Origin of the sequence: Acidovorax sp. Root402, assembly GCF_001425125.1 — a bacterium.
Lineage (GTDB): Bacteria > Pseudomonadota > Gammaproteobacteria > Burkholderiales > Burkholderiaceae_C > Acidovorax > Acidovorax delafieldii.
In genome coordinates this window covers 21,878-34,305 of record NZ_LMDQ01000013.1, presented here as the reverse complement: position 1 = coordinate 34,305, position 12,428 = coordinate 21,878, and the positions used below count along the sequence as shown (strand labels likewise).

The following is a 12,428-nucleotide window of genomic DNA, read 5'->3' as shown; positions in this document are numbered from 1 at the left end:
TCACCTACCTCCAGGCGAAGAGGCAGCAACATTCGCTGCCGCTATAGATTTTTGTGCGTCGCTGGCGCGCACCAATTGGAACCTCAAGTTGAAGGAAGAAACTCGGCGTTGATCTCGCGAGGTCAGCGCTACAGTACTTGCAGTGATTTCCACCAATTCTGGCTTCGCCAACCACGGCGTGTTGCTTGCCAAATTACGCAACAACTCGGAAACCCGTTCGTTGGACTGCGCCATCCCCTGCATCGTGATCGTTTGCCCGGCTTGCCGGATTGCCGTGACATATACCCCGTCAGGGAGTTGTTTGACCAATTCGGTAAGCAAGTGAACAGGAAGGTTTCTGTCAGACTGTAGATCTTCTACCGCCTTCTGGCGCGCACGCAAAGAAGCAATTTCATCTTCGATGGATGCAATTTCTTTGATCTGTCCCTCCAATACCTTTATCTCCTGCTGGAGAAAGGCGTTCTTATTCTGCTGATCCGTGATCATGATCTGAAACCACCAGTAGATGGCTCCGGCAATAGCAAGGCCCAAAAGCAAAGATGCAAACATCGTCGCCTGAAAAGCTTCCTTGCGGCGTTTGCGTGCCTCCTCTCGGTGAGGCAAAAGATTGATCAGAATCACTGCAGAAACCTCCGCATAGCAAGACCGCACGAGGTCAGGTACGACGGTGCTTCGCGCACCATTTTTTTCAGTCGCACGGAACTTCCGATTTCCATACCATCAAAAGGATTGACAGCACTGCACGCAAAACCGGTTTGCTGGGTGACAGCCTCAGTTAGCCCCGGCAGTGGGGCCGAGCCACCAGCCAGCATGATGTGGTCCACACGGTTGTGGGGCGTGCTGGTGAAGAAGAATTGGAGGGCTCGGCCAATCTCTTGGGCCATGCTGTCGACAAAAGGACGAAGGACCGCTGATTGATAGTCTTCCGGCAAATCACCGCTGCGCTTTTTGCTCTCGGCTTCTTCCACAGAGAAACCATATTGCCGAACAATCAGCTGGGTCAGTTGGGCGCCGCCGAAGGCTTGGTCGCGGTCGTACAGAACCTCTTCGTTCCGAATCACCTGCATACTGGTCGTCAATGCTCCCACCTCGAAAAGCGCCACCATCGCATCAACGCCTTTATTCGGCAGCGCTTCAATGAGACGCCCTGCAGCCAGTCGTGATGCATGGGATTCAATATCAACTACCACAGGCTTTAACCCGGCGGCCTCCGCCAAGCCTTGTCGGTCCTGGACTTTTTCGCGCCGAGACGCAGCAATCAGAACGTCAACGTCCCCCGGCGCGTTTTTACTCGGACCGATAACGCAGAAATCCAAGCTCACCTCGTCGAGCGAAAACGGGATGTACTGGTTGGCTTCGGATTCGACCTGAACCTCAAGCTCCTGCTCCGTCATTCCACCCGGCAGCGTAATCTTCTTGGTGATCACAGCGGAGGGGGGCAATGCCAGTGCCACGTTTTTGGTTCGGGTGCCGCTCTTTTTGACTAGGCGACGCAATGCGTCCGCCACTTCGTCAAATTTTTCGATGTTGCCATCAGTGATCCAGCCTCGCTCCAGCGGCTCGATCGCGCAACGCTCTAGGACCAGACTACCTGCCTTATCGCGCCCCAACTCCACCAGCTTGACACTGGAGGAGCTGATGTCGATTCCCAGCAGCGGAGCAGACTGGCGATTGAACAAAGACCCCATTGAGATCAAGATTGGTCCCCTGTAACTTGCCAAAATGAGGCAACAAAACTTAACACTTCACATGAATGCTATCAGTAAGATAGTTCTCCGGCAAAGATTTTCCCCCCTGTAACGCCCGAAGAGCGTTGCCAAAAGCAGACGAAATTTCAGAGCACTGCAATACCGCTTGGCCACTACGGGAAGCCTTTCAGCGACACCTTGCCAAGTACGAAACCGGATTTCCGACCCCAGCGGTGGACATTTTTATAATGGGTGGTCTTACCCCATCGGAGCGATATGCCGCCCTCCCCCTCGAAGTCCTCCGACAAGTCGGACTCCTCTCCTGCTCGCACCCGTTCCAGTTGGCTTCGCTGGTTGGTTCGCATCGCTCTGTGGATCACTGGACTGGCGGCGGCTGCGGCCGTGGGCCTGTCGCTCACAGTCGCTGTGGCTCTGTCTGTGGCTTACCCCAACCTGCCGGACATCTCTGACTTGGCGGACTACCGCCCCAAATTGCCGCTGCGGGTGTATTCCGCGGAAGGGGCCTTGTTGGGCGAGTTTGGAGAAGAGCGTCGCAACCTCACGCCCATCGACGAGATTCCGCAGGTCATGAAAGACGCAGTGCTGGCGATCGAAGACTCTCGCTTCTTCCAGCACGGTGGTGTGGACTACAAAGGCGTGCTGCGTGCGGGCCTCGCCAATCTGGGCCGTGTGAAAAGCCAGGGCGCCTCGACGATCACCATGCAGGTTGCGCGAAATGTTTATCTGTCCTCAGAAAAAACATTTACTCGCAAAATTTACGAAATCTTACTGACTTTCAAATTAGAGCATTTGCTGACCAAGGATCAGATTCTTGAGATTTACATGAATCAGATTTTCCTTGGCAATCGTGCGTATGGATTTGCGGCAGCCTCCGAGGCTTATTTTGGGAAACCGCTGAAATCCGTTTCCATTGCTGAAGCAGCAATGCTTGCGGGCTTACCCAAGGCACCATCTGCCTACAACCCCATCAGCAATCCCAAACGTGCCCGCGCTCGACAGCAGTACATCATCGAACGGATGGAAGAGAACGGCTTCATCACTGCGCAACAAGCAGAGCAAGCCAAGAAGGAAGAGTTGAAAATCCGTACGGGGCCCGACAACACGCGCATCCACGCGGAATACGTTGCCGAAATGACCCGCCAGCTAATCTTCGCCCAGTACGGCAACGAGGCCTACACACGCGGCCTTAACGTGTACACCACCCTCAATGCGGCGGAGCAAGAGGCCGCCTATGTGGCCCTGCGGCGCGGGATCATGGACTACGAGCGGCGCCAGCAGTATCGGGGACCAGAGAAGTTCGTCGCGTTGCCCACAGCAGCCCAGGAAGTGGAGGACGCCATTGATGACGCCCTTGCCAACCACCCAGACAACGGAGACGTACTCTCCGCTGTGGTGCTGGAAGCATCCACCAAACGCATCCTGGCCGCACGAGCCAATGGGGACTCACTGGAGATCACCGGCGATGGACTCAAACCAGCGCAGTCGGGGCTCAGCGACAAGGCGCCGCCCAATATCAAGATCCGGCGCGGCGCCGTCATCCGAGTGGTCAAGACACCAAAGGGCGCATGGGAGATTACACAGCTGCCCGAAGTGGAAGGGGCTTTTGTAGCTCTTGACCCCCGCAATGGCTCCATCCGGGCATTGGTAGGTGGATTCGACTTTGACAAGAACAAGTTCAACCATGCAGCGCAGGCATGGCGCCAGCCTGGTTCGAGCTTCAAGCCGTTCATCTATTCCGCAGCGCTTGAAAAGGGCTTCACGCCTGCCACCGTGATCAACGATGCTCCGCTGTTCTTTGATGCGGGTATCACCGGCGGTCAGCCTTGGGAACCCAAGAACTACGACGGCAAGTACGACGGCCCCATGAGTATGCGCACGGGCTTGGCGAAGTCCAAAAACATGATCTCCATCCGGATCCTGCAAGCCGTAGGACCCAAAACCGCGCAGGAATGGGTGGGACGATTTGGATTCGACCCAGAAAAGCACCCGGCCTACCTGACCATGGCGCTGGGTGCGGGCTCGGTTACCCCCCTGCAAATGGCATCCGCTTATTCCGTGTTTGCCAATGGGGGCTACCGCGTCAATCCTTGGCTGATTGCCAAGGTGACTGACCACAAGGGGCGAGTGATTTCAGAAATTACGCCACCAGCGCTCAACGAGCAGCCCCGGGCCATCGACGCACGCAATGCCTTTGTGATGAGCAGTCTGTTGCAGGAGGTGACCCGCACCGGCACTGCAGCGCGGGCCCAGGCCACTCTCAAGCGCCCCGATCTCTATGGCAAAACCGGTACTACCAACGATTCGGTGGACGCGTGGTTCGCAGGGTTCCAGCCCACCATCGCGGCTGTCACCTGGATTGGATATGACACGCCACGCAATCTGGGCAGCCGGGAAACCGGTGGCGGGCTCAGCCTGCCCGTATGGATCAGCTTCATGGAGCGTGCGCTGAAGGGCGTGCCAGTGATGGAGCCTACAGTGCCACCCGGTGTCGTGAATGTGGGCGGTGAGTGGTTCTACGAGGAGTACGCACGCAATGCGGGTGTTTCGAGCGTGGGTGTGGACGACCGGTCCGCGTCTCCCGCAGTAGCGCCCCAAGCACCTCCGCCTTCTGAAGAGCGCAGCCGCATCCTGGACTTGTTCCGAAACTGAGCGCCGCATACTCCGCCGCGCCCCTCCTCAGCTGGGCGGGCGCGGAGTAAGTTACGGAGCAAACTGCAGCGACATCCCGGACTGTTGCGAGGCATCGCGGGTGAGGCATGCAAAAAATTCTCCGGCGCCCTTGGTGTCCTGCCAATGGCTGCCATCAAAACGATAGTGATAGCCGCCAGACCGGGCGGCCATCCACACCTCGTGCAGCGGTTTTTGCAGGTTGATCACGATCTGGCTGCGGTTGGGAAAGGTCAAGGTCACCATGCCCCCCGAACGCTGGCTGTCCACATCGGCATCCGAGGTGTCATTGATGCGATCACAACTGCGTTCGACGGCAAGCAGCAGTTGTTCGGCGTGGTCCATGAATTCGAGGTCGGTCATTACAGTTTTCGAATGTTCTCTAAAGCGCGCTGAAGTGCTTCTTTAGCGCGTTGTCCTTTTGGCGTTTCGAGGTTGATGCCTTCTAGCACTGCCTCGATTGCCGCTTCTGCTGCGTTTTCTCCAGCCACGTCCGCTAGTGCCGCTCTGTCCGGTGCGGAGCATGGGCGTTTCCCAGTTTTCCACGCCGCAATCGTTGGCTGTTGCATGCCTAGCAACTGGGCCAGCTTGTATTCGCTGCCAGCTATCGAAGCCGCTTTTTCGATTAGGGAATTCAATTGGGTCATGGTTAGCAACTCTGCTAATATGTAGGTTAATTAGCAACTTTGCTAAGTAGGCAAACTTGCTAACGCCACTTTACCACCATGGAGCCACCCATGCCAGCCCTGCAGATTCTTCTCCCCGAAATCTCCGCTCCCGAAGCGGCTAACGATTGCAGCCCCGCCGTCGTGCCATTGGCTGCCGTGGTGGTGGCTCACCCGGTGATGGATGGTGAGGGCTGCACCGGGAACGAAAAGCGCAAGGGTCGTCGCCCAGTCCATGCCAGTGCAGCGGCTCGCAAAGCAGCCTACCGCGCTGAAAAGGCCCGCGTCGATTTCACCGACAAGCCCGAAATCATTGCCAAGCTCCGCGAGACCGCCGCCCAGCTCGATTGCAGCGTGAACGAGCTGCTCCAGTCCATGGTGCGTTTTGCTGAGTGCAACCGCAATTGGAAACAGGTTGGCCTGTACGGCGCTCGCCGCGATGGGGTCTTGCAATGAGTCCCGAAGAAAAGCGCGACCTGCAGTACCGGGCAAGGCGGGCCATTGCGGCCCCGGTCCCGAAATCTGTTCTCCAGGGCAACGCCCGACAGGCTGCCGACTACAAAGCCTGCGCTGCAGCGGTCGGCGCCTTCCTGCGCACCGGCCACCAGATCGAGCGCGCCCGCCTCCATGTTCTGCGCCTCGAAGGCATGCAAGGGCTGCTGTCATGAAGCACGTCCTTCACCACTTCTCGCAAGCCGCCGAGCGCTCCCTGTCTTTGGAGACAACCGGGGACCCGCGCAGCGCGAATAGCGCGGCCCCGAAGGGGTGCGTGGGGCAGGGTATGGGCAGCATGCCCATGTCGCCCTGCGTCCAACCCGTACCCGTTGAAAACGCCCCCGTCCTTTGCACCACCGCGCAAGGGATCGTTACCCGAATGGGCCAAGACCCGAAGGGGCTTGGTGGCGCAGCCATAGAGCCCGGTCCCGCAGGGATGCGCCCTGCATCTGCTGCCTGCTCATGCGCTCGCGGTGCATTTGATTGCGCTGCGGCCGCGCCATCGGCACGCAAGCGCAGCGCGGCAGAGGGCGCGGCCGCAGCGATTCATACCCCCCCGAGTAACACGGGGGTAAACAAAACAAGGAGTGGTCATGGGGGCTGATGAAAAGTTGGTACTTGAAGGCGGTCGTTTGAAGTTCCTTTGTGAAAAGCGCCAGCTTGATGCAAAGGCACAAGGCGGCATAGTCCCCGACTACTTCCGGTTCACCATCAAGCGTGAAAACATCCCTTCATCGCGTCGCATTCCTGGCGACACGAACGACGAGGATTTAGCCCGTTGGTTCGCTCATCTGTTTGCCCAGTTGCTCGGCTTCGTGGTCGGCGTAGACCGTCCTGGCCGCGACTACTACGAGTTCACCACCACCATCGATAACGAGTGGGGCCACGAGGTCGCCAGCGTATCGGCAGGCGGCGAAAGCCAGCGCGGCAGCATCTGTTTCACCGTCAAAGGCGAAGGCTGCACCCACGCCCGCAAAGGGTGGGAAAAGCGCGTTCACGACTACTTCGAAGAGTTCAAGCCCACGATCACCCGCATTGATCTGGCAAAGGATTTCTTCGACGGTGAGGTGTGCATTGCTGAGTTGGTAGGCCTCTACAAAGCTCACGAGTTCAGCTACCGCCGCCGCATGCCTAAGCACAGTTGCCACGGCTCATGGCTCGATGTTGAAGGCGTCATGGGCCACTCGCGGACCTTTCAGGTCGGCAAGCGTGAATCCGGCAAGCTCTTTCGCGGGTACGAAAAGGGCCACCAGTTCGCAATGATGGAAAGCCGTTGGCTGCGTTGTGAAGTCGAGTTGCGCAACGTGAACCGCGTCATCCCATGGGATGCCATCGTTTCCCCCGCTGAATACTTCGCGGGCAGCTACCCCGCAATGCACCTCATTAGCAATCGCGAGATTGCAACGCCAGTTCCCACGGCCACCAAAGTGGCAGAGGCCAGCGCACAACGTTGCATCAACTGGGTGAAGCGCGTCGTGGCTCCCACGCTCCTGCAGATCACAAAGATCATGCCCGACCACGATTGGCTCGAAGGCATGGTTCTCGATCAATCGCACCGCCGCGTTCCTCGATCACTTCGCGGCCTCAGTGCCGCAGCAATGCAGCACGGCATTCAAGAAGCCCTGCGCGCCTACACAGCATCTACCAATCCCTGCGAACCGGCCGCATGGGCTCATTGACTACGCCGGAAACCATCCAAGGAAATCACCATGAAGTTCACGCAAAAGATCAACGTCGTAGGCATGAAGTCCAGCAAGGGCACGCTTGAAAATGGCACCGGCTACGACAGCACCAAGGTTTACGCCTTGGTCGATTTGGACGCCAGCAAAGGCACTGCAAAGGGCATGGCCAGCAGCGAATTCACGTTGGGTAGCAGCGAAGAATTCCAAGCCTTCAAACACCTGCCATTTCCATTCGAAGCCGAAGCCGACATGGAAATCGTCACCAACGGCAAGACGCAAAAGACCGTCATGCACGCGCTCAAGCCAGTACGCGTTGCAGCGGCTCCGAAGGTCTAACCAAGCAAGGGCACCGGGCGCGCAAAACTGAAAAACGTTCCCGGCCACGCATATGCATATCGAACCCCGCTACTACGTCCAAAGCACAGAGGACCACACGTTCCTCCGTGCTGACGGTGAGGGCGGCATTGACTATGTGCCCCTCATCACAAGCGCTATGCCATTCACATCGGCAGAGGCTGCGGCAGACGCTGTAGTCGATCACTGCGGCGGTGAGGGCGTTGTGTTTCGCTGCTACCAATTGGAGCGTGACTAATGGAAATCGACCTCTCTCTGTTCGCCCAGCGCATTGCCATGCTTGCCATCCTCGGTGGCTTCGTCGGCGGCGTCTTGGCCATCCTCGCGCATGGCGCAGTAGTCGCCCTCTCGGACCGCCTGCGCTCACGCGCCAGCACTGCCGAACGCATCGCCCAGGCACGCATTCGCCAACAGGCGATTTTCCGGGCCATGCCACGTGGCTGACCCCACCGTTATCGACTGTCCCAGCACCTGCACGGTGACTGTGGTGCACGAATTGAGCCTCCCCCCTCTGCAGCTCACAGCAGAGGAAGGAGCAGCAATCGCGGGCGCCGTCCTCGCGGTCTGGGCCGTTGGTTATGCCTTCCGCATGGCCATACGTGCCTTGAATATCGACGGCAATTCATCCACTCAATCTGAGGAAAACTGAAATGACTCAAGCAATCAAGCGCGGCCTCGTTGCCGCTGGTGTCCTGACCCTCGTGGGCGCTGCCAATGCTGCTGCTATCGATGTGACCGCTGTGGTTACTGACATTGGCGCCCAATCCACCCCAATCGCCGCTATCGGCGCTGCTGTGCTGCTGCTCGTTGTTGGCATCAAGGCCTTCAAGTGGGTTCGCCGCGCCCTGTAATCGGTCGCTGCATGTGTCCCTGACCGGCCGGCAGGGGCCTTGCAAAAGCTCACGTGGTGGGCTTCTCCAAGGTGCAAACAAATGGGCCTCTTCGTCATCCTCGCAATCCTCGGTGCAGCATGGTTCATCTTCACCGCCTGATACTTGCCTTTGTTCTTGCGTTCGTCTCGTTGCAGGCATCCGCAGTCATCACGCCCGTTGTCCAGTATCGCGACAGCTTGGGTCGTGTCGATACTGTCAGTGGCTTGGTCGCATGGTGGCAAGCCTATGACCCTAAATTTGCATGCGGCGGCGGCTCTTTGGATAAGGCTGCGACATGGCAGGCTCGAAACGTCACTGCGCAGCAATTTGACCTCTACAAAGTTGGCTCTTATTGCAACGATCAGGGTACGTACAACACTTATGTCCAGAGCCCTACGGCTGCTGGTTCGGCTTGCCCGCTGGGGGCCGCGCTATCCGGTGGGACCTGCCAGTGTCTATCACCCTTGGTCGAGGTTGGCGGTGAGTGCAAGGTCCCTGCTTGCCCTGTTGGCCAGCATGAGGAGGGCGGCGCGTGTGTTCCTGATGCATGCAAGCCCAACGAAACCCGCGTCAATGGTGTGTGTGTTCCCGAGCCTCCTTGCCCTACTGGTCAAACCCGTGTGAACGGCAAGTGCGTGCCCAGCAAGTGTCCATCTAAAGGCACAGTGTCTGACCAGTGGTATGAGGTCACATCCCCTTCCACCAGTGCCACCTGTCTCTACAACAGTCAGGACGGTAGTTACTGCACTATGAGCGTTACGCCCAGCGTCATTGCAACCTCTGGCGGTCGCACTACGTATATGGGTGGTTACGGCGTCTATACGGGCGGCACCTGTGGTCCTTCTGAGCCCGGGAAACCGACTCCAGTCGACCCCGACAAGCCCGAAGGGGACCCCGACAAGGGCACTAAGCGGCCCGGTCCAAATGACCCTAAGCCCGGTGACAAACCCGGTGGTCAGCCGGGTGGACCCGGCAACAATCCAACGCCTCCCGGTCCTGATGGAAAGTGCCCTGATGGCACCTACAAATCAAACGGTGGCTGCTATCCGAAGGACCCGCCAAAGCAGCCACCGGACAATGACGGCAAGTGTCCTAACGGTTATGTCAAGGTTGGCTCTGAGTGCGTCCCATTGATGCCGCCCGAGGACAAGGACCCCGACGATAAGGACCCCTCCACGTTTGGTGGTCAATGTGATGCAGTGACCTGTGACGGCGACGCTATCCAGTGCGCTATAGCCCGCGATCAGTACCGCCGTTCCTGCCAGCTCATGGACAAGGAAAGTGCTGAATCGCAGCTCTACGCTGCCAACAAGGGCAAGGAGGGCAACCGCACTACTGATTTGCCCGGTAACGAAACCATAAGCCTCTCGGGCCGCATTGACACATCAGACGCCCTCGGCGGTGGTTCGTGCTTCGGTGACCTGAACATCACCGTTTGGAATCAGGCAGTGACGCTGCCGTTGTCCAGCCTCTGTCAATACCTCGCCATGCTCGGCAACATCCTTGTCGCTGTTTCGATGCTCATGGCGGCCCGCATCGTCACAAGGGGGTAAGCCATGCCAATGTTTGTTGCTGCCATCGGCGGCATGCTCATCAACCTCGTAGGCACGCTGGCTGGTCGCATCCTGATCGCCCTGGGCATCGGTGTTGTGACCTACACCGGCGTGTCTACGTCCTTGGACTGGTTGAAGTCCGGTGCAGTCTCCGCCCTCGGCGGCCTGCCTGCCGACATGCTCTCGCTGATCGCCTTCATGAAGGTCGGCGTCTGCATCAGCATCATCACCAGCGCCATAGCTGCCCGCGCCATCATCAACGGCATCAGCGGCGACAGTTTCAAGAAGTGGGTTCTCAAATGATCTACCTCACGACAGGCGCCAACGGTGCAGGCAAAACGCTTCTGACCCTCAAGGACGTGCGCGCACAGCAGCTCAAAGAGAACCGCCCGGTCTATTACCACGGCTTCGAAATGGACGAGGCCAAAGCAGCTGAATTCGGCTGGCAGAAGTTCGACCCCAAGGACTGGCAAAGCCTGCCTGATGGGTCCATCTGCATCATGGACGAGTGCCAGAACGAATTCCCATTGCGGCGCTCTGGCTCCGATGTTCCGGACTACATCCAAGCTATTGCGCAGTTCCGGCGCAAGCGCGGTTTTGACTTCTGGATGATCTGCCCGCACCCTTCACTTATCGATGTGTTCGTGCGGCGTTTGATCGATAAACCTTCATGGCATCGCCACCTGAAACGCACCTTCGGCGCTGATATGGTCAGCGTTCTGCGTTTCGCTTCGCCAGACATGAAATGCGAAGAGCCCGGCGCAGGTGCTCGCGGCGAAGTCTCGATGGTGGCCTATCCCAAGGAGGTCTACAGCTGGTACCGCTCCGCTAGCCTTCACACCGGGAAAAGGAAAATTCCTCGCGCCGTGTACGTTCTGGCAGCGTGCGTCATTGCCGTTCCCTCTGCCATGTACTTTGCAATCACTGGTGTTTACGGCAACGTCACAAAGCAGGCCAAAAGCGCTACAGAAAATGTAGCAAACCAGCCAGGCGGAAATGCTCCGGGTTCGCTAGGTCAGAACGGGCGGCAGGTCGCCCAGGTGATGACCGCTGCAGAGTACGTAGACAGCCGCACACCGCGCCTCAAAGACTTTGCGCACACCGCTCCGGCCTACGATGACGTCACCAAGCCAACCGAAGCGCCATACCCTGCCGCATGCGTCCAGATGGGCAAAACCTGCAAGTGCTACACCCAGCAGGCAACGCTGCTGCAGGTGTCCGGCGCTGTCTGTCTCCAGATCGTGCAACAGGGCTTCTTCATGGATTGGAAAACGGCCCAGCGCGGCGAATTCAGCCCGAGGGATAGGGGCGACTATCGACAGGCCCGGGAAGTGCCCCAGCAAGCCCAGCAAGTCGCCCAGGTGGACCCTGTGCGCACTGTTCCGGCCCCAATGCCTGCCGCGCGCCCTGAGCCTCCGCAAAGCCAGTACCTGCAGGGCCTTGCGGCTCGTAACGCCCAGGTGCGATCAAGCCTGCAGTGATTCAGCCGCGCCTCGATTGCTCGCGTGCGTCTGCTTCTTCCTCAAGCATTAGCACCCACCGGTAACCCTCTGGCGCTTCGGGCCGGCTGAATGGTGATGGCCCGCCGTTCTTTTCTTCTTTGTCGGCAAAGAACAGCAGATAGGCCGCCTGGATAAGGCCCATGCCGGACAGTGCGAGCAGCGCGTAATAGGTGAAGTAAGGGATTTGTTTCATGTCGCTAGAAATCGCGCAGGGGCGTCTTTTCAACGGATTGCGGCCAGTGTATTGCCGTTAAGTTTTGGCGTTTCGTTCCCGGTCCACAACACATAGGGGGTTTAATGCTTGTTGGGTATGCGCGAGTGAGTACACAAGATCAGGACACTGCTTTGCAGCGGGATGCCCTTGCGGCGCATGGTGTGCATCGCCTTTTTACTGAGTCTGGCTCTGGCGTTGGTCCTCGGCCTCAGTTGCAAAAGGCCTTGGCCTCGCTCGGTCGTGGCGATACGCTAGTTGTCTGGAAGCTCGATAGGGTGGCTCGTAGCTTGCCTGATCTCTTGGCCATTCAAGGGCGTTTGAAGGCTGCTGGTTCGTGTATTCGTAGTCTCACTGAGCCGCTAGATACGACCAGCCCGTTCGGTGAGTTCACCTTTCAAGTATTGGGAGCTGTTGCGCAGCTTGAGCGCTCAATGATTCGTGAGCGCGTTATGGCTGGTCAGGCAGCAGCGCGTGCGCGTGGTAAGCGTTGGGGTCGCCGTCGTGCGCTCTCTTCTGAGGATGAGGCGCAGGTGGTTTCTATGTATTTGTCCGGCGCTTGCACTATGGAGGAGTTGGCCGATATGTGGGGCGTTGGTCTTGGCACGGTCAAGTGCGCGATCTATCGAGTGATACGGCCAGACGCTCCGTATCTCACGAGGGTTAGGGCTGCGGGGTCAAGGGGTGGAACCCCTTGATTTTGCGTAGCGCTGAGGCT

General features: G+C 58.3%; 16 protein-coding genes. 11 read left to right on the top strand and 5 right to left on the bottom strand.

Annotation, left to right across the window (positions count from 1 at the left end; all coding sequences use genetic code 11):
* On the bottom strand, positions 1-621 hold the full coding sequence (locus ASC83_RS07570) for a PilN domain-containing protein (RefSeq protein WP_056060186.1): 621 nt from the start codon (positions 619-621) through the stop codon (positions 1-3).
* On the bottom strand, positions 618-1,697 hold the full coding sequence (locus ASC83_RS07565) for a pilus assembly protein PilM (RefSeq protein ID WP_015012658.1): 1,080 nt from the start codon (positions 1,695-1,697) through the stop codon (positions 618-620). The genes ASC83_RS07570 and ASC83_RS07565 overlap by 4 nt, the downstream gene beginning before the upstream one ends.
* Positions 1,698-1,964: 267 nt before the next feature.
* Here ASC83_RS07565 and ASC83_RS07560 point away from each other — a divergent pair, with 267 nt between their 5' ends.
* Positions 1,965-4,358 (top strand): penicillin-binding protein 1A, encoded by a 2,394-nt coding sequence (locus ASC83_RS07560; protein ID WP_056060184.1) that lies wholly within the window; start codon positions 1,965-1,967, stop codon positions 4,356-4,358.
* A gap of 51 nt (positions 4,359-4,409) precedes the next feature.
* Here ASC83_RS07560 and cyaY read toward each other — a convergent pair whose 3' ends face one another.
* Together cyaY and ASC83_RS23465 are read right to left on the bottom strand one after the other, a co-directional pair.
* Entirely contained in the window at positions 4,410-4,739 is a 330-nt protein-coding gene (gene cyaY, locus ASC83_RS07555; protein WP_056060182.1) for an iron donor protein CyaY, read from the bottom strand.
* The gene (locus ASC83_RS23465) at positions 4,739-5,023 is read right to left on the bottom strand and encodes a helix-turn-helix domain-containing protein (protein ID WP_082522378.1); all 285 of its coding nucleotides are present in this window, start codon (positions 5,021-5,023) and stop codon (positions 4,739-4,741) included. The genes cyaY and ASC83_RS23465 overlap by 1 nt, the downstream gene beginning before the upstream one ends.
* A gap of 90 nt (positions 5,024-5,113) precedes the next feature.
* On the opposite strand from ASC83_RS23465, the gene ASC83_RS07550 reads away from it, so the two are divergent.
* From ASC83_RS07550 to ASC83_RS07505, 9 genes are all read left to right on the top strand, one after another.
* On the top strand, positions 5,114-5,497 hold the full coding sequence (locus tag ASC83_RS07550) for a hypothetical protein (RefSeq protein ID WP_056060178.1): 384 nt from the start codon (positions 5,114-5,116) through the stop codon (positions 5,495-5,497).
* Positions 5,494-5,709 carry a hypothetical protein gene (locus ASC83_RS07545; protein WP_056060173.1) on the top strand — a complete coding sequence of 72 codons (216 nt, stop codon included), beginning with the start codon at positions 5,494-5,496 and terminating at the stop codon, positions 5,707-5,709. Before ASC83_RS07550 ends, ASC83_RS07545 begins: the two co-directional genes overlap by 4 nt.
* 420 nt (positions 5,710-6,129) lie before the next feature.
* Entirely contained in the window at positions 6,130-7,215 is a 1,086-nt protein-coding gene (locus ASC83_RS07540; protein ID WP_056060170.1) for a replication initiation factor domain-containing protein, read from the top strand.
* A 30-nt stretch (positions 7,216-7,245) separates the two neighbouring features.
* The gene (locus ASC83_RS07535; protein WP_056060166.1) at positions 7,246-7,554 is read left to right on the top strand and encodes a hypothetical protein; all 309 of its coding nucleotides are present in this window, start codon (positions 7,246-7,248) and stop codon (positions 7,552-7,554) included.
* A 255-nt stretch (positions 7,555-7,809) separates the two neighbouring features.
* A complete protein-coding gene (locus ASC83_RS07525) occupies positions 7,810-8,016 on the top strand; it encodes a hypothetical protein (RefSeq protein WP_056060161.1) in 207 nt (68 codons plus the stop codon).
* A 206-nt stretch (positions 8,017-8,222) separates the two neighbouring features.
* A complete protein-coding gene (locus ASC83_RS07520) occupies positions 8,223-8,423 on the top strand; it encodes a major capsid protein (protein ID WP_056060159.1) in 201 nt (66 codons plus the stop codon).
* Between the two features lie 770 nt (positions 8,424-9,193).
* Complete coding sequence (locus tag ASC83_RS23890) at positions 9,194-9,997, top strand: virulence factor TspB C-terminal domain-related protein (protein WP_156379454.1); 804 nt, start codon at positions 9,194-9,196, stop codon at positions 9,995-9,997.
* A 3-nt stretch (positions 9,998-10,000) separates the two neighbouring features.
* Positions 10,001-10,300 carry a DUF2523 domain-containing protein gene (locus ASC83_RS07510; protein WP_056060153.1) on the top strand — a complete coding sequence of 100 codons (300 nt, stop codon included), beginning with the start codon at positions 10,001-10,003 and terminating at the stop codon, positions 10,298-10,300.
* Positions 10,297-11,478 (top strand): zonular occludens toxin domain-containing protein, encoded by a 1,182-nt coding sequence (locus ASC83_RS07505; protein WP_056060151.1) that lies wholly within the window; start codon positions 10,297-10,299, stop codon positions 11,476-11,478. The genes ASC83_RS07510 and ASC83_RS07505 overlap by 4 nt, the downstream gene beginning before the upstream one ends.
* A gap of 1 nt (position 11,479) precedes the next feature.
* On the opposite strand, the gene ASC83_RS07500 is transcribed toward ASC83_RS07505, so the two are convergent.
* Positions 11,480-11,692 carry a hypothetical protein gene (locus ASC83_RS07500; protein ID WP_056060148.1) on the bottom strand — a complete coding sequence of 71 codons (213 nt, stop codon included), beginning with the start codon at positions 11,690-11,692 and terminating at the stop codon, positions 11,480-11,482.
* A gap of 104 nt (positions 11,693-11,796) precedes the next feature.
* On the opposite strand from ASC83_RS07500, the gene ASC83_RS23460 reads away from it, so the two are divergent.
* Positions 11,797-12,408, top strand: a complete 612-nt coding sequence (locus tag ASC83_RS23460; protein ID WP_082522377.1) for a recombinase family protein — start codon at positions 11,797-11,799, stop codon at positions 12,406-12,408.
* Positions 12,409-12,428 lie beyond the last annotated feature (20 nt).